This window comes from Pricia mediterranea (assembly GCF_032248455.1).
Classification (GTDB): Bacteria; Bacteroidota; Bacteroidia; order Flavobacteriales; family Flavobacteriaceae; genus Pricia; species Pricia mediterranea.
The window spans coordinates 1,154,256-1,175,674 of record NZ_JAVTTP010000001.1 but is presented as its reverse complement, the minus strand read 5'-3'; the positions used below and the strand labels follow the sequence as shown (position 1 = coordinate 1,175,674).

At 44.2% G+C, this 21,419-nt stretch carries 20 protein-coding genes; 5 read left to right on the top strand and 15 right to left on the bottom strand.

The annotated features are described in order from the left end of the window. Positions 1-260: 260 nt before the first annotated feature. Genes RQM65_RS04975 through RQM65_RS04965 form a run of 3 tightly spaced genes read left to right on the top strand, consistent with a single transcriptional unit; the run spans position 261 to position 3,833 of the window. Positions 261-959, top strand: coding sequence for a 3-keto-disaccharide hydrolase (locus RQM65_RS04975; RefSeq protein WP_314013146.1), 699 nt, complete (start codon positions 261-263; stop codon positions 957-959). A 7-nt stretch (positions 960-966) separates the two neighbouring features. Continuing rightward, positions 967-2,313: a Gfo/Idh/MocA family protein gene (locus tag RQM65_RS04970; protein WP_314013145.1), complete on the top strand. Its 1,347-nt coding sequence runs from the start codon at positions 967-969 to the stop codon at positions 2,311-2,313. A gap of 11 nt (positions 2,314-2,324) precedes the next feature. Next, on the top strand, positions 2,325-3,833 hold the full coding sequence (locus RQM65_RS04965) for a 3-keto-alpha-glucoside-1,2-lyase-like domain-containing protein (RefSeq protein ID WP_314013144.1): 1,509 nt from the start codon (positions 2,325-2,327) through the stop codon (positions 3,831-3,833). Between the two features lie 702 nt (positions 3,834-4,535). Here the strand turns inward: RQM65_RS04965 and RQM65_RS04960 are convergent. The 15 genes from RQM65_RS04960 to RQM65_RS04890 all read right to left on the bottom strand — a co-directional run bounded on the left by RQM65_RS04960 (position 4,536) and on the right by RQM65_RS04890 (position 18,695). Beyond that, on the bottom strand, positions 4,536-6,794 hold the full coding sequence (locus RQM65_RS04960; RefSeq protein WP_314013143.1) for a xanthine dehydrogenase family protein molybdopterin-binding subunit: 2,259 nt from the start codon (positions 6,792-6,794) through the stop codon (positions 4,536-4,538). Positions 6,795-6,818: 24 nt separating this feature from the next. Continuing rightward, positions 6,819-7,280, bottom strand: coding sequence for a (2Fe-2S)-binding protein (locus RQM65_RS04955; RefSeq protein WP_314013142.1), 462 nt, complete (start codon positions 7,278-7,280; stop codon positions 6,819-6,821). A gap of 96 nt (positions 7,281-7,376) precedes the next feature. Continuing rightward, positions 7,377-7,979: a flavodoxin gene (locus RQM65_RS04950; protein WP_314013141.1), complete on the bottom strand. Its 603-nt coding sequence runs from the start codon at positions 7,977-7,979 to the stop codon at positions 7,377-7,379. Continuing rightward, on the bottom strand, positions 7,976-8,359 hold the full coding sequence (locus RQM65_RS04945) for a helix-turn-helix domain-containing protein (protein ID WP_314013140.1): 384 nt from the start codon (positions 8,357-8,359) through the stop codon (positions 7,976-7,978). The genes RQM65_RS04950 and RQM65_RS04945 overlap by 4 nt, the downstream gene beginning before the upstream one ends. A gap of 52 nt (positions 8,360-8,411) precedes the next feature. Next, entirely contained in the window at positions 8,412-9,536 is a 1,125-nt protein-coding gene (locus tag RQM65_RS04940) for an aldo/keto reductase (protein ID WP_314013139.1), read from the bottom strand. 25 nt (positions 9,537-9,561) lie between these two features. Beyond that, a complete protein-coding gene (locus tag RQM65_RS04935) occupies positions 9,562-10,467 on the bottom strand; it encodes an alpha/beta hydrolase fold domain-containing protein (protein WP_314013138.1) in 906 nt (301 codons plus the stop codon). A gap of 16 nt (positions 10,468-10,483) precedes the next feature. Then, the gene (locus RQM65_RS04930) at positions 10,484-12,103 is read right to left on the bottom strand and encodes a carboxylesterase/lipase family protein (RefSeq protein WP_314013137.1); all 1,620 of its coding nucleotides are present in this window, start codon (positions 12,101-12,103) and stop codon (positions 10,484-10,486) included. Between the two features lie 30 nt (positions 12,104-12,133). Then, the gene (locus tag RQM65_RS04925) at positions 12,134-12,580 is read right to left on the bottom strand and encodes a nuclear transport factor 2 family protein (protein ID WP_314013136.1); all 447 of its coding nucleotides are present in this window, start codon (positions 12,578-12,580) and stop codon (positions 12,134-12,136) included. Positions 12,581-12,603: 23 nt separating this feature from the next. Further along, positions 12,604-13,056, bottom strand: coding sequence for a nuclear transport factor 2 family protein (locus RQM65_RS04920; protein ID WP_314013135.1), 453 nt, complete (start codon positions 13,054-13,056; stop codon positions 12,604-12,606). A gap of 606 nt (positions 13,057-13,662) precedes the next feature. Beyond that, entirely contained in the window at positions 13,663-14,136 is a 474-nt protein-coding gene (locus RQM65_RS04915) for a cupin domain-containing protein (RefSeq protein WP_314013134.1), read from the bottom strand. 13 nt (positions 14,137-14,149) lie between these two features. Next, positions 14,150-15,265, bottom strand: coding sequence for an alpha/beta hydrolase (locus tag RQM65_RS04910; protein ID WP_314013133.1), 1,116 nt, complete (start codon positions 15,263-15,265; stop codon positions 14,150-14,152). Positions 15,266-15,373: 108 nt separating this feature from the next. Next, positions 15,374-15,877, bottom strand: a complete 504-nt coding sequence (locus RQM65_RS04905) for a cupin domain-containing protein (RefSeq protein ID WP_314013132.1) — start codon at positions 15,875-15,877, stop codon at positions 15,374-15,376. Beyond that, the gene (locus tag RQM65_RS04900) at positions 15,874-16,875 is read right to left on the bottom strand and encodes an alpha/beta hydrolase (protein ID WP_314013131.1); all 1,002 of its coding nucleotides are present in this window, start codon (positions 16,873-16,875) and stop codon (positions 15,874-15,876) included. Before RQM65_RS04900 ends, RQM65_RS04905 begins: the two co-directional genes overlap by 4 nt. Positions 16,876-16,939: 64 nt before the next feature. Next, positions 16,940-17,707, bottom strand: a complete 768-nt coding sequence (locus RQM65_RS04895) for a carboxymuconolactone decarboxylase family protein (RefSeq protein ID WP_314013130.1) — start codon at positions 17,705-17,707, stop codon at positions 16,940-16,942. A gap of 4 nt (positions 17,708-17,711) precedes the next feature. Then, positions 17,712-18,695, bottom strand: coding sequence for an aldo/keto reductase (locus RQM65_RS04890; protein ID WP_314013129.1), 984 nt, complete (start codon positions 18,693-18,695; stop codon positions 17,712-17,714). Positions 18,696-18,928: 233 nt separating this feature from the next. Between RQM65_RS04890 and RQM65_RS04885 the strand changes: the two genes are divergently transcribed. Continuing rightward, positions 18,929-19,840: a helix-turn-helix domain-containing protein gene (locus tag RQM65_RS04885; protein WP_314013128.1), complete on the top strand. Its 912-nt coding sequence runs from the start codon at positions 18,929-18,931 to the stop codon at positions 19,838-19,840. 282 nt (positions 19,841-20,122) lie between these two features. Beyond that, positions 20,123-21,409: a transposase gene (locus RQM65_RS04880; protein ID WP_489753095.1), complete on the top strand. Its 1,287-nt coding sequence runs from the start codon at positions 20,123-20,125 to the stop codon at positions 21,407-21,409. The last annotated feature ends 10 nt before the right edge of the window (positions 21,410-21,419 follow it).

Genomic DNA, 21,419 nt, shown 5'->3' with positions numbered 1-21,419 from the left:
TGATGAAGCTTTTGTAACGGAAGTGGAGCGAAGGGGTTGTATTGTTCGGCTTTTTCGAGCCGTCGAACGGAAAACCGTTATGTCCACGGGCAGAACGGGAGTAACCATATCCGGCGCAAAGTGGAACTGCGGGGAAGTGATTTTCCGTAGTGGAACAATAGGAGCCGTATGATGCGAGAGTATCGCGTACGGTGCTGTGAGAAACTCGGGGGGAAGTTCCCCGGGTTTACTCGACAATAATAATTATTAAAATGAATCCAATGAAAAAAATGATTTTGTACGTGGCAATGGCTTTGATTATGCCCAATGCTATGTTCTCCCAAAATAATCTGGCTTCAAAAGAAGGACAGAATGGCTGGAAGCAATTGTTCAACGGTAAGAATATGAAGGGATGGACCGCCACCGACGGCAGCCCCGTATCCGACGGCTGGCAGGTTATCGATGGATCCATCGTTGCCATACAAGATGGAAAAGGGGGGGATATCATGACGGTAGGCGAGTATTCCAATTTTGACCTGTCCATAGAATACAAAATCGAACCTGGAGTAAATAGTGGGGTCAAGTATTTTTTTACACGATACAAGAACGGGGGGCAATTGGGTATGGAATATCAAATCATAGACGATGAGGAAGGCGAGGACATTAATCAGTCCGACCATCTTACCGGCTCGTTTTACGATGTTTTGCCGCCGGACGAATCGAAAAAGAGTATAAATCCGCCTGGGCAATGGAACACGTTACGGATCCTCTCCAACGGTAAAAAAGTGGAGCACCGGTTGAACGGGGTAAAGATTCTAAGCTACAAAAGAGGAAGCAACCGATATAAGAAGGCGGTCACAAAGAGTAAGTTTAACGAGGCCGAGCCAGCATTCGGTATGGTCGAGAAAGGCCATATTATGTTACAGGAACACGGGGGCGTCGTAGCATTTAAAAACATAAAGATTAAAGAACTTAAATAAAAGGAAAATGAAAAAAAGACGAGGCTTCATTAAAACAGTGGCGGCAGGCTCTGCCGGGTTTGCCCTTGGCGGTACCGCCTATGGTTTCAGTGCAAAGAGTTATCGCAATATCATCGGAGCCAACGAAAGGATTCACGTGGCCACTATCGGTCTGAACGGTCGTGGCAACGGTATGTCGGGTACATTTGCGGGGCAGAAGCATACCGAGGTATCCTGTGTCTGCGACGTGGATGTCAGGACTATGCCAAAGGCGATTGAAACTATCTTGAAAACAAAACAGACCAACACACCTAGATCCGAAAAAGATTGCCGCAAGGTACTGGAAGACAAATCGATAGATGCAATCTATATAGCCACGCCAGACCATTGGCATGCCCCCTTAACTATTATGGGCTGTCAGGCCGGTAAGCATGTATATGTCGAAAAACCTTTGAGCCATAACCCAAGAGAGGGCGAACTGGCAGTGGAGGCGGCGCGCAAGTATGATCGGGTAGTGCAGATGGGGGCCCAGCGTCGCTCGGCCCCGGTACTTACCAAAGGAATCGAAGAACTACACAGCGGTATTATCGGAAGGGTATATTCGGCCAAGACCTGGTATACCAACGAGCGCAAGGAGACTTTCTTCAAACCGGGAATGGTTCCTGATTGGTTGGATTATGACCTATGGCAAGGCCCTGCGCCCCACATACCCTATAAAGACGGATTGGTTCATTATAATTGGCACTGGTTGTGGCATTGGGGTACCGGTGAAGCCCTGAATAACGGTACACATGAGGTGGATGTTGCCCGATGGGGACTGGGCGTGGACTTTCCAGAACGGGTCAGTTCGGTAGGCGGAAAATATCATTTTGACGACGATTGGGAAACCCCAGATACACAGATAATCACGATGGACTATCCTGGGAAGGTATCCCTGATGTGGGAATCCCGGAGCAGGAACGGAAGAAAAATAGAAGGAAAGGATCGTGGCGTCATTTTTTACGGGGATAACGGAAGTCTGGATACAGGGGGAGACGAGTATCAAATTTATGATCTTAGTGGAAAATTGGTTCGTGAAGAGAAATCCGAAATGGGCGAGGGCGGACTTCAAGGACGCAACACCTCAAGTCCCAGTTTGGGTATGGACAACCTTCATGTAGCCGACTTTTTGGATGCCGTCCGAAACAATAGCCGACCGAACTGCGATGTTGAGACCGGCTATAAAAGTGTTGTCGCCATGCAGCTCGGCAATATTGCTTGGCGGGTGGGTCAGGACCTCAATCTCAATCCCAAGAACGGACATATCATCGATAACCCCGACGCCAAAAAATTATGGAACCGCGAATATGAAAAAGGGTGGGAGCCAGTAGTTTAATTTTGATAGATATGTACAAAAAAGGAGTTAAGATTATTGTTTTGTTCTGCCTGGCAATTTTTGCCAATGGCTTTGCCATATTTGCACAAACGCCGAATACCTTATCGGACACAGAAAAACATGAAGGTTGGGAATTGCTCTTTGACGGTAAAACCTTTGATGGGCTCAAGCAACTAGCCGGTTCCGGATGGGATATTAAAGATGGTGCGATTCACGCCCAGGTTCTGAAAGAGGGAGAGGGCCATAGACAGCGGGATTTTATTACGGAAGAAAAGTACGGAAATTTTGAGCTTGTTTTCGAATTCCAGATAGCGAACATGACCAATAGTGGGGTCAAGTATGTTGTCACCGATGACTACCCCGGCCGTAAGGGCGAGTATTTGGGACTTGAATATCAGATTTTGGACAATGATAATTTTGAATACCCTGACCGCGGTGAACTCCGCACCTTGGCATCTCTTTACGATTTGATACCCGCCGACAAAGAAACAACCGTGCCCTTAAATCAATGGAACACCGCGAAAATCGTGGTGGACGGAAACCATATCGAACACTGGCTCAACGGCAAAAAAGTCGTGGAATACGATAGGGACTCGGATAAAATCAAATCCTTGGTCAAGGACAGTAAATATAGGGACCTAAAGAATTTCGGACAGGCAAAGCAAGGTCATCTCCTGTTCCAGAACGAAGGCTCGGCAGTTGCCTTTCGTTCTATTAAGATCAAGTCAACTACAGGGCTGCTTTTCCCTGGAACTCCCGGTATGGTTTCATACACCTATCGTACCAGTTTTGAAAAAAATGTGCCCGCTACCCTTGACACTATTAAAAATTTGGGCATTACCGATATGGAGTTTTCCAATTTGTTCGGAACTTCCCCCGATTCGCTGCGTAAAATGATTGACGACAGGGACATAAAATGCTCTTCTTACGGTGTCGGTTATGACGAACTGATCAATAACACCGAACAAGTAGCTAAAAGTGCTAAAACCCTTGGGGCATCATTTGTTCGAACAGCTTGGATTCCTCATGAAGGCACTTTTGATCTTGATGATGCCAAAAAAACAGTTAAGGACTTTAACCGGGCCGGTAAAATTTTAAAGGAAGATTACGGATTAATTTTTTGCTATCATAACCATGGTTATGAGTTCGACCCCTATAAAAAGGGTACCTTGTTCGATTATCTTATGGAAAATACCGATCCGGAATATGTGTCTTTTGAGATAGATATCCTATGGGTTTTTTTCCCCGGACAGAACCCTGCCAAATTACTGAACAAATATGGCGACCGATTTAAATTAATGCATCTTAAAGATTTGCGTAAAGGGGTAAAGGGCGATATGACCGGATCGACCTCTCAAGAAAACGATGTGGTGCTTGGCACAGGGCAATTAGATATTCCAGCGGTATTGAAAGCTGCTAAAAAAGCCGGTGTCGAACATTATTATATTGAGGACGAAAGTAAGTTGAAAAGTGTACAGGTACCGCAAACAATGGTTTATTTAAAGAGCTTAAAAGAGTAAGGTGTAACCTATGTCAAGAAGATTTAAAGTTTAGTTAGTTTGAGTTGAGTTAGTTTAGTTTTTTAAAGAGGCTATGGGAATAGGGCACGGATCTTATTCCCATTTGCATTTACAGGATAGTCAATTTTTTTGAGGTTAATTCTGTATTCTAAAAATTTGGCCTCATAGAAAATAACACAAAACTCGGATTAAGATTTGTATGTGTTTTATGAAAAAATGCGTATTACAAATCTATTCTATCAATTGAGCGTAATAGCTAATCTTCTCAGGCTTAGTGGAAGGGTAGGTGTCACGAAGGACCGTGTTTCGGCAGGAGGCGATAGATTCCAAATCACAATCATTATCAGGCCTTACAAGCGACTGGGTGTATACGCAAGAGTTCTATTTCCATTCTATCGAATACTATGTTACCGCTGGCGAGAGCAAGGAGTTTTTTCGCGCTTCAATGATTTATGCACTTGCGTTGACATTGCGTCCATTTTGAAAGTACATTTAATCCGCCCTCAAATGTAAACGAATGACGCTTTCCGGAAAGTCTAGATTAAGGTGGGGTTTTGTTCACCAAGTTTATTACAGTTAAAACAGATTTATTTAAACTTTAGGTGGTTATATCAGTACCGAAAATGGTTGATTTTATAAAACAATACAATTCGAAGGATAGCCAATCCAAAATAAATACTTGTTTTCAGTTTTAATAAAAAACTACCCAACAATTCTCCTCTCAACGGCAAATGGCTGGTCATAATTTCGCTTTCCAGTGGCCTTGTAAAGTGCATTGGCCAAAGCTCCAAAAACTGGTGGAAACGGAGGTTCGCCTAACCCTGTAGGATCAATTTCATTTTGAACAAAATGGACTTCAATAATTTTAGGAGCTTCGGAATGACGGATGATTTTATAGGTATCAAAGTTAGTTTGTTGTGGACTACCATCAATAAATGTAAGCTCACCATACATAGCGTTTCCTACACCATCAACTATGGCACCTTCGGCCATGTTCGCCGCGGCATCAGGATTGATAACGATCCCGCAATCTATAGCACAGACCACTTTCTCAACTTTTGGTGTATCGCCGTCCATGACCACATCTACGATATGTGCGGCATAGCTATTGTGACAAAAATATGCTGATACGCCCCTGTGCGTCCCAGAGGGAACTTCGGACCAATTTGATTTTTCACGTGCAAGCTTTAATACCCCTGCCAAACGATCTGGTTCGTATTCATTGTTTTCACCTACCGGGTTGTTTTTTGCCCTATCCAACAATTCCAATCTAAAGTCGATGGGATCTTTTCCAGCTGCTTCGGCGACCTCATCCAAAAAAGCCTGTTCCACTCCTGCCATAAAATTAGAGCGGGGTGCCCTAAATGCTCCAATAGTGATGTTAGAATTAATCTCCCATTGTTGTGCCAAATAATTTTCGACGGCCCCGGCAGGAAATCGGTCGGCAAAAAGTGGGGTTTCAGGTATACCTCCCGCTTTTACATGGAATGCCACCAGATCGTTGTTTTCATCCAGTGCCGCCCTGTAGTACGCTTGGTAGGAGGGCCGATATATGCCACAGGTCATATCATCTTCCCTGGTATACACCAACTTTATAGGAGCCCTAACTTCTCTTGAAATCAAGGCCGCTTCCACAGCATAGTGTCCATAAGCCCTCCTACCAAAACCACCTCCCATACGGGTAAGCTCTATCTCTATATTTTCAACGGGCATCCCTAATCTGGCCGCAACAGTGGGGGCGGTGAGTACAGGTGCTTGCAAAGGTCCCGCAAGCTTTGCCCTATCCTCGGTTACATGGGCAAAAAAGTTCATGGGTTCCATACAATTATGCGCCAAAAACGGACAACTGTACGAGCGTTCAATGGTCTTTGCCGCAGTTTTGAATATCGATTCAGGATTTCCGTCCTTTCGGGCCGTGGTGCCAGATCTATTGGCCATTTTGTTCATTTCTGCATAATGGTCTTCCGTACTTTCCAATCCACTTGGAACATCAACTTCCATTTGGGTGCCAAATCGGTCCATTTTAAACTTAGAATCTGAGATAGGCTCCCATTCCGCTTTCAACTGTTTCTTGGCGTTCATGACCTCCCAAGTTGATTTTCCAACAATGGCAATTAAATCGGTAAATGCATTGGTATCAAAATATCCGCGGGTAAAACTATCCTCCAAAGTTTTTATTTTAAGGACATTGACAATGCCGGGCATCGATTTTACTTGAGAATCGTCATACGATTTTAACGTCAATCCAAAGGCGGGTGGATGTACTACCATCGCCACTAAAGCATCGTCATGTTGATAATCGAGACCAAAAAGCGGTTTTCCGGTAACGATTTTTTTATTTTCCACACTTTTTTTTGAGTGCCCGATAATCTTGAAATCCTTTACTTCCTTAAGGGTGACTTCTTCTGGAACCTCCATTTTTGCAGCGACGGAAGCCATTTCTCCATAACCAGCCGATTTATCGGAACCGGTATGGTTCAGTGTACCGTCTGAAACGGTAATTTCTGATTCGGGCACTTGCCAGGTTTGTGCAGCTGCGGCTATTAACATTTGTTTTGCAGTTGCACCGGCCATACGCAGGCCTTCCCATCTGCGCCGGATACCTTGACTTCCTCCAGTAAACTGCCATCCATATTCTTCTTGATCAAAATTTGCCTGTTCCACTAAAACATCGTTCCAGTCCACGTCCAATTCATCTGCAACGATCATGGGCATAGAAGTTATAACCCCTTGACCAAATTCAGGATTAGGAGCCATTATTGTCACTAGACCGTTATCTCCTATTTTCAAATATGAGTTGATATCAAACCACTCCTTAGGCATTTCCCTAACGGCCATTTTTTCCACATCTTTGGGCTTGCAGGAGTTCAGAAAACTAAATCCAAGAACAAGTCCGCCACTGGCAAGACTGGTATTTTTTATAAAGGCGCGGCGGCCCAGCTTTATTTTTACGGTGCTCATTTTAGTTATTTTTAAGTTGCTATACTACACTTCGGAATCAGCAGCCATTTTCACGGCCTTTTTGATTCTCGAATACGTCCCGCAGCGACAGATATTGCCGTTCATGGCAGTTTCAATTTCACTATCGGATGGTTTCGGATTGCTTTTTAACAAAGCGGAAGCCGTCATGATCTGCCCCGCTTGGCAGTAGCCGCATTGAGGGACATCGACCTCCAACCAAGCCTTTTGAACTGGATGATTGCCGTTTTCTGACAAACCTTCGATAGTGGTAATTTGTTGCTCCCCGACCGAAGAAACAGGTAGCTGGCATGAACGCACAGCATTGTCACCCAAATGTACCGTACAGGCACCACATTGAGCGATACCGCAACCATATTTAGCACCAACTAATTTAATATGGTCGCGCAACACCCATAACATTGGAGTATTTGGATCAACATCTACACTGTGTTCCGATCCGTTGATATTTAAGTTGAATTTTGCCATTTTTAAAAAATTTACTTAAAAATAAAGATTATATATTGGGTGTTGCCTACGAAATTCAAACAGTTTTAATCTACTATACCAAAATCCCACATGTTTTTAGTTTTTGATAGTCAAGGGTTTAAGATTTTCAAGCCATTCCATAAGTAATTCCCTTACTTCTACTTTTCGCTTCCCTTTTATGGCCAAGTAAATCCCATCCCTCTCAATGCCGCCGGTTACAGAAAAACCTTCTAAAATGTTGCAATCGGAGCAAAGGCTTTCCACCGTTCGAAAACTACTGCCAATTCCGTACCCAGCATTGGTGTTGAAAGGAATGACCGTCTTATCTTCAAAATCGTACCGGGTCAAAAAGCTTTTTACGGGTGGGGGCAATTGCATTCCCCAAGTGGGGAAGCCTAAAAAAATAGTATCATATTTATCAACATCAACCTTTGTTTTCAAGGGAGGAAGAAATCCGGTTCGGTTTTCCTCGGCCACTTGTTTGACAATGGACTGATAGTCTGCTGGATAGGGATTTTTTAATTCTAATGCCACTAGATCACCGCCCACTTTTTCATGGATCATTTCGGCCACAACTTTAGTATTATTCGTTCTTGATAGATAGACAATCAATATGTTGTCCGATTCATCCATGGACCCTTGGGCACCACATATTCCCGATACCAAGAAAATAATGAATATCAAACGGGTTACTATCATTTTTTGATTTTTATTGTTCTGTAATTTGTTGGTGTACAACCTACATGTTTTTTGAAAAAGGTACTGAAATGATTGGCCTCCCTAAAACCAAAAACTATAGCTATGGTAGTAATTGGCCAGTCAGTTCTTTTGAGCAGTCCCCTTGCTTCCTTTACATAACGTTCGTTTATATTTGAGGTTGTAGTTTTACCTGTATACAACTTGACGGCCCGATTCAAGTGATTTACATGAATATTTAATATATCCGCAAAATCTGAAGCTTTCCGCAACTTTATGGGTTGTGTAGCTTGGGTAATGGGGAATTGCCCTCTCAAGTGCATCAAAAAAGTTTGAGCTATATGAATATAGGTTTTTTGATTTGTTGAACGGGATGGGTCCATATTTATAGTATTGGCAAAATCGATAAACGCGGTGTTTTTATTGACTTATGAATTATTGGTCTACCAAGGCTGTTTCCGGCCCACGGACACCCACAAGCTTTATCTGTTCCAAAGAATTCCTGAATTCCTTTAATTCCGTATCGGAAAAAGTAACGTTCAGTGCACCTTGGTTCTGTTTCACATGATGCAGTTTCGTAGTTCCGGGAATTGGAACAATAAAGGGTTTTTGTGCCATGACCCAGGCCAATGCTATTTGGGCTGGAGTGGCATCCTTTTTTTGGCCCCATTCGCGCACCAGAGTGAGCACCTCCATGTGAGCTTCAATAGCTTCCGGTGTAAAATAGGGTACTTGAGATAAGCGGGAGTCACTAGAAAAACGGCTATGCTCGTTGAACTTATCGCCTAAAAATCCACGACAGACCGGTCCCCATGGCACGAACCCTATGCCCAATTCTCCACAGGTATCTATTACTTCATTTTCAAGGGCACGCTGAATAATGGAGTATTCGCTCTGAAGGGCAGCAACAGGCTGCTCATCATGGGCCTTGCGTATGGTCGTTGGTGAAACTTCGGAAAGTCCAAAATGCAGGGCCTTCCCTTCCTTGATCAAATCCTTGACCGTTCCGGCAACGTCCTCGATCGGTACGTTTGGGTCCAAACGATGTAGGTACAATAAATCGATTCGGTCGGTACGAAGCCGTTTCAACATGCCCTCTACAGCACTTTTTATATGCTCTGGTTTACTGTTTCGACCTGCCCTATCTCCATTTGAAAAGTCAAATCCGAATTTACTGGCAATGACCACTTTGTCCCTAATGGGTTGCAGTGCCTCACCTACCAATTCCTCATCGGTAAACGGGCCGTACACTTCGGCTGTATCAAAAAATGTAACGCCCAAATCATAAGCCCCACGGATTACGGGTATCATTTCTTGGGTATCCCGTGGGGGATTATAGCTACCACTTTTCATGCTCATACAACCCAACCCAATTGGCGATACTTCCAACGTACCCAGCATCCGCTTCTCAGGGCTGGAAAGGGTTTTTAAACCCTCATTTTTACCAGGTGAATTTTTCTCGTTGGCAAAAGCCACTGGGCCTGCCACTATACCTGCTCCCAAAAGGGCAGATTTTGATATAAAATTTCTTCTGTTCAGATTATTTCCCTTCGCTTTCATATGCGTATACTTAAATTAATACTACTTAGTTCTGTAGGTGGGTTTGCAAAAAATCAATAACCTTGGTCCGTATATCTTGTACATCGAACATCTCTCCGAAATGAGGGGCATCCTTTACGACGATTAATTCGTTTTCAACACCATTCACCGTTAACCATGAACTTAAAAGTTGGGATTGCCTGGGCGAAACCAAATCATCATTTTCCCCATGAACAATCAGAAAAGGAGGATCGTTTTCATCCACATAGGTTACCGGACTAGCCATCTTGGCCAAGTCAGGTCTATCAAGTGGAGGAGCACCAATCAACAGAGCTTCAGGCGATTTGGCATCATTGGCCCCAGGGAATAAAATCAGTTCGGCGGGTCCGTAGAAATCTACCACAGCCTTAAAGTCAAATCCTTTGTTGGTTTTCGGTACAAAAAATTCGGGAATATCATTGTTTTTTGAAAGTCCCATCAAGGAAGCCAGATGACCGCCTGCAGAAAATCCCATTACGGCAATTCGGTCTTTATCAAAACCATACGTATCGGCATTGTCGACCAAAAAGGAAACCGCACGATTACAATCCTGTATTTGGGCAGGAAAAACAGCTTGGGTCGCAAAACGGTAATCAATGGAGGCCAAGGCAAAACCTTTGGAAACGATTTCAGAAACGGTTTTTTTCATATAGCCTATATCGGCGTATTTGTCATTGACCAACCAACCGCCTCCATGCACAAAAACGACCAAGGGTATTTTACCCGATGCTTTTTGGGGCAAATAGATATCCAACAAATGTTTTTGCAGTGTATCGTTGGCATAGTTGATATTGCCGTGCAAAACGGTGCCTTTAGGAAATACCTCAATTACCGGATTGGTTTGTGAGAAACCTTGACCTAGAAAGGTTAAAAACAATACTGCTGTTGTAACTATGTTGTTGATTTTATTCATCGAATGCACAACTGGTTTATATTCCCCGTGATTGTAGTATATTTCTGAGTTTAACCCCCTTTTCAATGACATCCAATCTCGCTTTTCTTGGATCTGGTTTTCCAACTGCTTCACCATCTAACTGTATATCCATGATTTTACCTTCATTTTTAGTATAGACTGGCCAGTTTGGTAATCCATCGCCATTGGGATTTCCGGTCTTGGCGAAATTTACCCAGTACCCGTTCATGATCTCCGCCACCCTCTTATCTTCCGGGGTGGTCTCGGGGTTTCCCCAACGTGCGTCAAGATTGTTAAACACATAGCCTACTTCGGATCCATGACCGGCGCCATATTTCATTCTTTCCTTCATAGGTTCGGGTACAAAACCAAAATGGTAAATAAACGTGGGTTCACCTTGTTCCGCGAAAGCCCTTGCGGCAAAACGTCCTGGTTCCCCCCACACCCAATCGGTATTGAACTTGGTAATGACCTCTTCGAATTCTTTGCTTCCATCAGGATCATAGGCAGCTTGAGCTTCCTCTTCAAACTCGCCAAAGAGTGAAAACAGTTCTTCTTTTGTTTTACTGTTGTTGACAAAGCTACCCCCGATTTCGGCACTATTGGATCCAATTATCAATGGTATTTGCATTTGTCTACCGGCATTATAGGCACTTTCAGCTGTTTCTACCACCAACGCACCATCTAAGATTGGACCGGAATACGTTCTTGGACCTCCTTCACCATCCGTTTCCTGTCCGCCATCCACAATTTTTTCCACCGGTAAAGCGCGTAACTTGGCCAAGGCATCGGCATCCGTACCTTCTATACCCTGTTTTTTGGCAAAATTAATTCCAATGGTCTCCGCGGAAACGGGATAAAAAGGGGATGCATCTTCTTGCTTTATTGGCCTTCCGGTAAGTACTCCATCACGGGCTCCGCCAGATTCACTGATAGCTTTTTGGAAAAGTCCCTTTGCATCTGGAATGGTCATTAAAGAGTGTACGGATACCCCACCTGCGGAAAAGCCGAATATGGTTACGTTATCAGGATTTCCACCAAAGGCAGCAATGTTCTTTTGTACCCATTGCAGCGCCGCAATTTGGTCCATGTAGGCATAACTGCCTTTATATTCTTCAGGATGTTCGGCACTCAACGCTGGAAATGCAAAATGGCCCAAACGCCCCAAACGGTAATTGATGGTAATTAAGACCACTCCCTTCTTCGCAAATTCCTCACCGGCAATTCCAGCTCCGGAACCACTTCCACCGACAAAGCCCCCACCATGTATCCAAACCATGACGGGCAGGTTCGCACCCAGATTTACATCAGCTGGTTTCCACACATTGAGGTACAGGCAATCTTCGGATGAACCTTCACTAATGGTTCCCGGGGCACCGCCCCAACCGGACTGTGCGCAGTTGGCACCATATTCCGTAGCATCCAATTCACCTTCCCAGGCGGATAATGGTTGAGGGGCTCTCCAACGGAACTCACCAACTGGTGGGGCAGCAAAGGGAATTCCTTTAAAACTAGCTACACCATCTTCATGGACACCGCGGATTACCCCCAATTCAGTTTTAACTTTAGGTGCACCTTCTTGTGCGGAAACAGTAACTCCAAGGAGTACCAGCAATCCTAAAATGTATTTTTTCATTTTTGTGTTTTTAAGTTGAGTTGTTCAAGTTTATTCCCTTGTCATTGTTTTGCTAAAGGTCAAATCGGCCAATTTCCAATTGTTATTCTCCTTTACATAGACTTCCGTTACCATGAAGGGATTGGTCACTTCGTTGCTGCCGACTTCGGCCAGCAGCGTAATTTGGTTCCACAGTATAACGGTATTATCATTCAAGACTTCGACCATGACTTCATGTACATCGGCCTTTTTGTAGTGAATAAACCCACCTCTAATGATGTCTACTTCGCGGTCCTTCCCCCACGTACCGCCCATGTGTACAAATTTTGCCTTGTCATGAAAGAGGTCTTCCAATTTGTCCGCATCTTTATCGGCCATCCATTGCCATTTTTGGGTGGACAGCTCCCTTATTTCCTTTTCCAAATCGGCCGATTGGGCAAGGGCGACTTGTCCTGTAATCAGCATAAGCAATAAGCCTAATAATATATTTTTGTTCATTATATTGTATTTGTTCTGATGTATTAATGGGCAATTTCATGGGTATCACGAACGCTGCTAAACGTTAGGTCCAATAATTTCCAATCGTCGCCTTCTTTTTTATAGAATTCGGTTACGGTAAATTCCGTTGTGACGTCATTTCCCCGGACATGGGCCGTAAGGGTTATTCTATTCCAAAGTACCACGGTGTTATCATCAAAAGTTTCCACGACCACATCGTGTACATCGGCATTTTTATACCAGATGCTCCCAGACTCGATAATTTCAAGTTCCCTATCTTTTTTCCAAGAGCCGCTCAAGTGTACAAACCTTGATTTGTCATGAAACAGATCGGCCAACTTGTCCACATCCTTATCGGCCATCCATTGCCATTTGGCTTTGGAAAGCTCCTTTATTTCATTTTCTATCGTCGCATCTTGGGCGAAGGAAGATGTACTCATTATCACTAAAAAAATACCCGTTAATACTGTTCTCATTTTGTATTTATTAAATCGTTAATAGCTAAGTTTTTCCTTCCTCAAACCTATAGAATTATAAAGATGAAGTACTTACCCCAATTACGGATTTACCTACCATTTTTACGGATTGAAGGCACCTAATTGATTTGTTCACAAAATATTACCTGAATACGAGAAAAGAAATTTCGAGATGCTCGGCACAAAAGAGTTGATAAAGGCGGATGACTATTGTTCTAAATTTAACTTATCGCCGTTGCACCCTTTGGTCAGTGTGCATGACCTTTCGGAAGGTTCTTGCACAAGTGAAGAACACGCCGAGACCGTCCGCTATCATTTTTACCGTTTTTCCCAAATAATAAGAGGGCTGTATTCTGAGGTGTGGCCGACAGAACTAACATTACCAAAATGGGAACTTGATTTTTTTGGCTCCGGGACAAGTGGTGTATGGCATGTCGACAACAATTTTAAACCTGCTGGCCATACGCTATTATTTCATCCCGACCTGCTTTGGGGTTGGGGTCGGAAAACGGACAATGGGAATCGCCCTTACTACAATTAATCTGTTTCACTTTGACATTCAGAAAACATTTAAGAACAGAATAAAGCAACCGTATTCAAAAAGTCTTATTTCTTGAGTTTCTTCGCCACGCTATCGTAGTATTCTTTGGAAAGCACTTCGGTCCAAGTTGTAGGTTGTTCTCCTCCGTACAAGGCCAAATAGGTAACATCGCTTTCCTTGGTGGATGAGTGCCAGTGCTCTATGCCTTTTTCACATTTGATCACATCCCCTTTTTTAAGGATTACAGGGTCTTTTCCTCTTTCTTGATAATATCCCTCGCCGTCAACGTAAATTAAGACCTGGGTTGATGAATGTTTGTGCCAGTCCAAAGTGGAATTTGCCTTGAAGGTGGCCTTTGTGATATTAAAGTCCGTTTCATCATCGGCCCTCAGTATGCCGTTCAGCCAGGCCTCCCCGATATAATGGGTATTTGGTGCCTTGGCCCCCTTTTCTTGATAGGATGAGACCTCGTACCCGTTATGTTGGGCAAAAACGCATACGGGAATAATACATAGTACTGTTGTGATTAGATTTTTCATGGGTTTATAGTTTTTAGTTCAATTCTTTTTCTTCAAGCCACTCGTACATCAAGTCCGCTATTTTTTCGTTGTTCAGGTCCGACATCGGAAAGTGGGTATTGCCCTTGATGCCTTTTTCTGGCAACACCACCAAGGTAACATCACCGCCGGCATCGTTGACGGCCTTTGTCCACTTTCGAGCCATCGAAAGGGCCGCGCGCCATTGCTCTTGGCCAGGATTCTTTACTTCGGTTTCCGGGATGTAATCGCCATAGTATATCACGATAGGGATTTTGGTCAGCTTCTTAAATTCCTCCATCTCCACACCACGGGCCCGTAACGTACCCCCAACGTACGGTATAGGCTCCGGTACTTGGTCTTCTAGGAAGACAAAATTGCTACCGGGCTCATACGATACGATTGCCTTGATGTTGTCATTTTCCAAGGCCGTAAGCCATCCCTGCCCTCCGCTGTGAGAGTGGGTGACCAAAATACCATCGCCTATTCTGTCAAAGAGGGCCGAAACCGCATCGATGTTAAGATCGATATCCAAAGGTCCTGTATCAGGTGTGCTCCGGCGAAAGAACTGATCGAGGGCTTCGGGATCTTTAGAAAATTGTATGTCCGGATAGAATTCGGTTCCTTCGCCCATCCTGAAAATACCGAACCAAAGCTGGTCCTCCGTTCTGGCCTGCAATGTTCCAGGTTCCAAACTCTGACCTGCCAGGCCCCGTCTGGGTTGGTCCAACAGATAGACCGGAAACCGTTTTCTCAAGAAAATGCTCTGAAACCCTTCCCGACCGTCAGGGGTACTTTGCCAGGTACGCATCGACTGGCCATAGCCGTGCCAAAACACAAGAGGTAGGTCTCTGGCATTAACCGGAATTTGATAGAATACCGATGCGTGGTCACCGTGCAGGGTCTGTCCTACCGTGCTTTGATTTGTTGGATTGAATGCCCCGTGGGCAATTGGGTCGAAAGTTCCGGGACTCTCCTTTACGGTTCCCCCGACGGCAAACGTACCCTGTTGTTCAATTGCAATGATATTGCTATCGGAAGTACTATCGATAGTCTTGGTCTGCCCGGTATTGTTTTCCTTGCATCCAAGTACGTGTAACGACAGCGCTAGAACAAATATAATTTTTTTCATAAATTTTAGATGTATTTGATCACGAGGTTATAAGGTAAGAATTCTGATAGTATTCATATACAGGAGTTTGAATTAGCGGATAGTTTATGGGTGCATTGTCTTCCGCCACTATTTTGCATACTCCTCTTCGGTAACGGCTTCCAGCCATTGCGTAGGGCCGTCTTCCCGGCTGGAAATGGCGACTTGGATAAATTCTTTATCGGCACTTGCCCCGTGCCAATGCGGAGTATTTGCAGGGCATTTGACCACATCGCCTTTATAAAGGATTTTTTTCGCACTTCCCTTTTCCTGATAGTAGCCTTCGCCATCCAATACCATTATAATCTGTCCGTTGGGATGCGAATGCCAATTTGACCTTGCCCCGGGATCGAACGTTACCGTTCCCACGGAATTTTGGTTCACGCTATCGGCCCTCACTTGCATATGCACCCAAACATCGCCAACGAAATTGTTGTTCGTGACTTTTTCCCCTTTCGGGAAAATTAATTCTTGCCGTATAGTTGAATCTACTTGTTCAGTTGAATCGGTGGCCTGATTTTTTTCCTCTATTTGTTTACAGGAAAGAATAAGCGTTCCGAACAATATAATCGCTAAAAGATTTTTGCCGTTCATAGGTTCGTAGTTATAAGATTGTTTTGGTAAAAGTCCACTAATTTGTTTACTGCTTGATTGACGTATTCCGGTTTCCAATAAGTTTCGATATGCGTGGCACCTTCGATAAGGAACAATTCCTTGTGTTTCGCATTGGTCGCCTTTGGAAAAGCATCCAAGGTCAAATATAATGTTTGGGCATTGCTACCGGCAATCATTAATAAAGGTTGGTCTATGAGGTCAATATCGTCGGTAGCATCCCAGGCCATTAAGTCCATTAAACTGCTTGTGGTGTAAAGAAAAGTCGAATTGGGGTGGGCGTGGGTTCTAAAATAATATTCATAGCCTTGCCGATAAAAAAGCGTTGAAACCTTTGCCAATTCTTCATCGGTAATACCGTCAACACCGGAATACACGATCTCGCCGCCCGAAGCTTCCTGTGCTCTTGCATCGGAGGCTTGCGATAGCCTTTCTTGGGTGGTTGTTACCTGCGAATTCAAAAAGCCGTTTTTTCGTACAATTCCTGTATTGAACATACTCAAGGTTGCTACCGCTTTAAACCGCTTATCCGATTGGACCGCTTTCAGCGTATATCCACCGCCGCCACAAATGCCCAAAGCACCTAAGCGTTCTGTGTCAACACCTGGATATTGTGAGATAAAATCGGCCATACCGTGGATGTCTTCCTTACGAAATTGAGGTTTGTCCGTATGGCGTGGCTCGCCCCCACTTGCTCCCTGATAGGCAGCATCTGCCGTGATGGTAATATAACCGGTCTCTGCCAAACGTTGTGCGTATAGACCGGCTGTCTGCTCTTTGATACCCCCGTTGGGGTGTGCAATCGTTATTGCCGGATATTTCTTTGTTGGATCATAATCGGGAGGTGTGTAAACATTGGCGGCAATATCAATTCCGTTCAGTTTGTACGTAACGGGATGTATGTTGACTTTTCCATCCACATTTTCAGTAATTGCTCCCTTGTATACCAATCCAAAAGGGTTTTTCTCGCTTTGTGCCATGATTGTCTGATTTAATGATAGCATACTCATTAAAATAAATAATCCTATATATTTCATTTCCTTGTTATTTTTTAGATTCCAATAATTCGTTCAAAACTTCCTTGGCCGATTCGATTTTCGCTTGATCTACATTTTTTCCGGCCACATCGACCAATTCCTCTAATTGTGCTGGCGTGATGCCCTGTATCAAACAGATGTTCATGTGCGAACGCAGCATGGGTTCCACATCGCCGATCGTTGCCAGAACGGAAACCGTGACCAGTTCCCTTTGCTGATAGTCCAAAATGTCCCGATCGAAAATATCGGCAAACAGATGTTCCTTTAAAAAAACTTCGATAATGGGGGCAAATTGCGCGTAATCGGCCGGTGGGCCGTCCAATTTTGCCTGTACCAATGCTTCCAGATTCGCTTTGCCCCGTTCGTATTTTGTACGTTTATCTTCGATTGGGGCAGCTTCAGCACCCAAAGCATCCACGATTCCTTTTGCCTTGCGCTCGTCCAATACTTTGATAAAAGTCCGTAAACCATGTAGGCTACGTGGAAATCCACAGTAGGCATACAGGTGCACCATGACCTCCTTGATCTCGTTTATGGTCAATCCCGCTTCCAAACCTTCCACCAAAGCTGTTTCCAAATTTTCTAGGTCGCCTTTTGCAGTCAGCGATGCAATGGTAACGATGGATTGTTGCTCGGCATCCAAATTCATGGTTGTGCCAGCGTTCGATTGGGCTTTCACGTCGTTTGTAAAACCAAGAAACACGGTGGTTATTATCGCAATAACAATTGTTTTGAGCTGTTTCATCTTTAAACTATTATTTTCGATTTTACGCATTTATCTAACGGTTTATCATTTTCTGGTTCGCTTCGGAATACCGTTCCCCAACCAGGTCAACTTTTGAGGTAGCCTCCGTGATTTGTTGCAATTCCTCATCCGTAAATGTGATTTTGGCCGCTCCAAGATTTTCTTCCAAGAGAGAAATCTTCGTAGTTCCGGGAATAGGAATGATCCATGGTTTTTGGTAGAGGATCCAGGCCAGGGCCACTTGTGCAGGGGTGGCATTCTTTTCCTTGGCATAATTGGTTACCAGATCGACCAATGCAAAATTCTGTTTCAGGTTCTCTTCTGAAAAACGGGGCACGGAACTTCTGAAATCATTGTCCGAAAAGCTTGTATTTTTGTCTATTTTGCCGGTTAACAATCCTTTCCCCAAGGGACTAAAAGGTACAAAACCGATGCCCAGTTCTTCCAGTACGGGCATAATTTCTTCTTCAGGTTCCCTCCAAAACAATGAATACTCACTTTGCAGCGCCGTAACCGGTTGAACGGAATGTGCCCTTTTGATTACATCTACCCCGGCTTCCGACAGGCCAAAATGCTGTACTTTTCCTTCCGCGATCAACTCCTTTACGGCACCGGCAACCTCTTCAATCGGCACATTCGGGTCTACACGGTGTTGGTACAGGAGGTCAATGGCGTCTACTTGTAAACGTTTTAAGGAAGCATCCACCATATTCCGAATACCGGTAGGGCTACTATCCAGTCCTGTCACTTTTCCATCTTGATAACCGAACCCGAATTTGGTCGCTATTTGTACCTGGTTCTTAAACGGTTTTAAAGCCTTTCCTACCAATTTTTCGTTAATATAAGGCCCGTACACTTCGGCGGTATCGAAAAATATGATTCCCATTTCAACCGCTTTACGGATTAATTGTATCATTTCCTTTTCGTCCTTGGCGGGTCCGTAACCGAAGCTCATGCCCATACAGCCGAGGCCGATTTCCGATGCTTTGAGGTCTTGTCCTAATGTTCTTACTTTCATTTTTTTTATTGTTTAAGCATTATCCCAATCAGTTCATCATGTTCTAAACTTTACGGATAAATATTGTGGCCGAAATCTGGTTCCCTATTATTGGTTTGATACAAAAGTAGTGGGTCAAAAACCAAAAAGGCTTACCCAAATTACGGTTATACCTACCACTATTACAGATTTTATGATAACCGTTTGAATTACTGGTAATCAATGTCTTATCTTTAACAAAAAATTAGAGGTCAATGAAAAATGTACTGCACATCGACACCGTTGGAGATTACCTTAATTTGAGAAAACAAGAGGTGTTGCACCCTTTGGTGGGTATTGTTGATTTTAAGGAAGTAAACAAAGAAGGCTATGAGAACAAAGATTATGATGCCTTCCATTATAATTGCTATGCTATTTTCTTGAAGGATGCTAAGGGATGCAAAATGCATTACGGAGGGAAGCCATACGATTATGATGAGGGAACCCTTGTCTTTATGGCTCCCGGCCAAACCATCGAATTAAGCGGTTTTGACCCTGATTATGTGCCCAAGGGGTATGCAATACTATTTCACCCTGATTTATTGACAGGTACGGAATTGGGTAAAAAATTACAATACTATAGTTTTTTCTCCTATTCAAGCAATGAGGCTTTACACTTATCCGCCAAAGAACGGAAAGTGATTTTAAGTTTAATCGAAAAAATACAGTTTGAGTTGGAACAAAACTTGGACAAGCACAGTAAAAAGTTAATCGTAGCCAACATTGAACTTTTTTTGGATTATTGCACTCGTTTTTATGATCGACAATTCCTGACACGAGAAGTTGAAAATATAGGCTCCTTGGAGAAATTCAAGGATATGCTGACCCAATATTTCGCATCCGATAAACCACAAAAATACGGTACGCCCTCAGTGAGTTACTTTGCGGATCGCCTGCACCTTTCTCCTAATTATTTTGGAGATCTTGTAAAAAAGGAAACTGGAAAATCGGCCCAAGAGTACATCCAGAACAAGCTGATAGAAGTTGCTAAGGAACGCGTATTTGATCCATCCAAATCTTTAAGTGAGATAGCATATGAATTAGGGTTTAAATATCCACAACATTTCACAAGGCTCTTTAAACAAAGGGTAGGGCATTCGCCTAGTGAATTTCGGAATTTGAACTGATTCTTCAGTTAAAAGGAAATGGGATTGAGAATAGAGTTCTTTTTATTTTCACACTCATTTTTTCAAAACTACAATTCTTTAAAATGGCCTTTTTACGAAACAAACTGATGAGGGTCCAAAGATTTTAGTTTCCAGTTCCATTTGTCGTTCTTTTTAGTTGTTCCGTTAATTCACGTTTTACGGAACTGGTCAAGTACATTTAAACGGCCGTGGCTGTTGCAGAACTCCGATAAACATCAATTTTTGCTTTCACCGATACGCGGAAATCCGTAAATTAAGGGTATGCAAGGCAGAAAGAATTATACCGAAAAATTGTTCCTTAGCTTCCGGTTATCGGACCGGATCCCAAAGGAAAATCTTTACGGAAGGCTCCACGAAACGCTCGACCTAAGCTTTCTTTATAAGGATACAAAAGAGCTTTATGGCAAGACCGGCAACCCTTCGATCGACCCCGTGGTCTTCTTCAAGCTGTTGATCACGGGATACCTTGAGGACATCACCTCCGACCGAAAACTGGTGGAGCACTGCGGTATGCGAATGGACGTGCTCTACTTCCTGGGCTATGACCTGGACGAGGAGCTGCCATGGCACTCGACGATAAGCAGGACGAGGCAACTCTACCCGGAATCCCTGTTCGTTACATTGTTCAACAAGGTATTCGCCCTGTGCGTCGACAGCGGAATGGTATCCGGCCATACCCAGGCGGTGGACTCGGCCCCGATAAAGGCAAATGCATCCATGGAAGGCGTAGTGCCGAAAATGCCGGCCGCCCCGATGGAGAGCCACTTGAAGAAAGTGTCGGAAGAGAACGGAGAAACTACTAAAAAGCACGGGGGTACCATATCCCACGTACAGATCTCCGCTCCCGAACATGAGCTTAAGCGCGTGGAGAAACACCACCGGAATTTACAGGAAAGTCCGGTACGGCCTGCCGGTGCGGCCCATAAAAAAGCACGCCTGCTAAGCAACAAGACGCACTACAGCCCCCGTGATCCGGATGCCCGAATATCGGTCAAGCCCGGCAAGGCCAGAAAGCTCAACTACCATTGCAGTATGGCGGTGGATACCGCGGAAGGGGTCATCTCCCATATCCAGGCCGACTTTGCCGATGGCAGGGACAGCCAGTACCTGACCGATATCGGCCAAAAGGTGCAGGAACGTTTAGGGAATAACGAGCTCATAATGACGGATATCCTTGCGGACGCGGGGTATTCCAACGGCTCTAACTACGATTTTCTGGAAAAAAGGAAGGTCACCGGGTGGATACCCGTTTTCGGGAAGTACAAACCTAAAATAGAAGGCTTTCCCTATAATAAGGAAAGGGACGAATACAGTTGCCCGATGGGCAGGCCCCTGCCCTTCAAGGGATTCAGTACCAACAAGGACGGTACCGTTTTCAAAAACTATTGGGCGGCACCAAGGGACTGCAAGGCCTGCCCCATGAAATCCAGCTGTGCGCCAAATAGAAAATGCAAAAATATCACCAGAACAATATACGACGAACCGTACCTGAGGGCCTATGCCCGGCAGCAAAGCGAAAGGGGCAGGCAAATGAAAAAACTCAGGTAAAGTACGGTCG

Excerpts from the sequence above, each read along its gene's own strand:
- RQM65_RS04975 (WP_314013146.1), top strand. The coding sequence starts at position 261 with ATGAAAAAAATGATTTTGTACGTGGCAATGGCTTTGATTATGCCCAAT.
- RQM65_RS04970 (WP_314013145.1), top strand. The coding sequence starts at position 967 with ATGAAAAAAAGACGAGGCTTCATTAAAACAGTGGCGGCAGGCTCTGCC.
- RQM65_RS04965 (WP_314013144.1), top strand. The coding sequence starts at position 2,325 with ATGTACAAAAAAGGAGTTAAGATTATTGTTTTGTTCTGCCTGGCAATT.
- RQM65_RS04960 (WP_314013143.1), bottom strand. The coding sequence starts at position 6,794 with ATGAGCACCGTAAAAATAAAGCTGGGCCGCCGCGCCTTTATAAAAAAT.
- RQM65_RS04955 (WP_314013142.1), bottom strand. The coding sequence starts at position 7,280 with ATGGCAAAATTCAACTTAAATATCAACGGATCGGAACACAGTGTAGAT.
- RQM65_RS04950 (WP_314013141.1), bottom strand. The coding sequence starts at position 7,979 with ATGATAGTAACCCGTTTGATATTCATTATTTTCTTGGTATCGGGAATA.
- RQM65_RS04945 (WP_314013140.1), bottom strand. The coding sequence starts at position 8,359 with ATGGACCCATCCCGTTCAACAAATCAAAAAACCTATATTCATATAGCT.
- RQM65_RS04940 (WP_314013139.1), bottom strand. The coding sequence starts at position 9,536 with ATGAAAGCGAAGGGAAATAATCTGAACAGAAGAAATTTTATATCAAAA.
- RQM65_RS04935 (WP_314013138.1), bottom strand. The coding sequence starts at position 10,467 with ATGAATAAAATCAACAACATAGTTACAACAGCAGTATTGTTTTTAACC.
- RQM65_RS04930 (WP_314013137.1), bottom strand. The coding sequence starts at position 12,103 with ATGAAAAAATACATTTTAGGATTGCTGGTACTCCTTGGAGTTACTGTT.
- RQM65_RS04925 (WP_314013136.1), bottom strand. The coding sequence starts at position 12,580 with ATGAACAAAAATATATTATTAGGCTTATTGCTTATGCTGATTACAGGA.
- RQM65_RS04920 (WP_314013135.1), bottom strand. The coding sequence starts at position 13,056 with ATGAGAACAGTATTAACGGGTATTTTTTTAGTGATAATGAGTACATCT.
- RQM65_RS04915 (WP_314013134.1), bottom strand. The coding sequence starts at position 14,136 with ATGAAAAATCTAATCACAACAGTACTATGTATTATTCCCGTATGCGTT.
- RQM65_RS04910 (WP_314013133.1), bottom strand. The coding sequence starts at position 15,265 with ATGAAAAAAATTATATTTGTTCTAGCGCTGTCGTTACACGTACTTGGA.
- RQM65_RS04905 (WP_314013132.1), bottom strand. The coding sequence starts at position 15,877 with ATGAACGGCAAAAATCTTTTAGCGATTATATTGTTCGGAACGCTTATT.
- RQM65_RS04900 (WP_314013131.1), bottom strand. The coding sequence starts at position 16,875 with ATGGCACAAAGCGAGAAAAACCCTTTTGGATTGGTATACAAGGGAGCA.
- RQM65_RS04895 (WP_314013130.1), bottom strand. The coding sequence starts at position 17,707 with ATGCGTAAAATCGAAAATAATAGTTTAAAGATGAAACAGCTCAAAACA.
- RQM65_RS04890 (WP_314013129.1), bottom strand. The coding sequence starts at position 18,695 with ATGAAAGTAAGAACATTAGGACAAGACCTCAAAGCATCGGAAATCGGC.
- RQM65_RS04885 (WP_314013128.1), top strand. The coding sequence starts at position 18,929 with ATGAAAAATGTACTGCACATCGACACCGTTGGAGATTACCTTAATTTG.
- RQM65_RS04880 (WP_489753095.1), top strand. The coding sequence starts at position 20,123 with ATGCAAGGCAGAAAGAATTATACCGAAAAATTGTTCCTTAGCTTCCGG.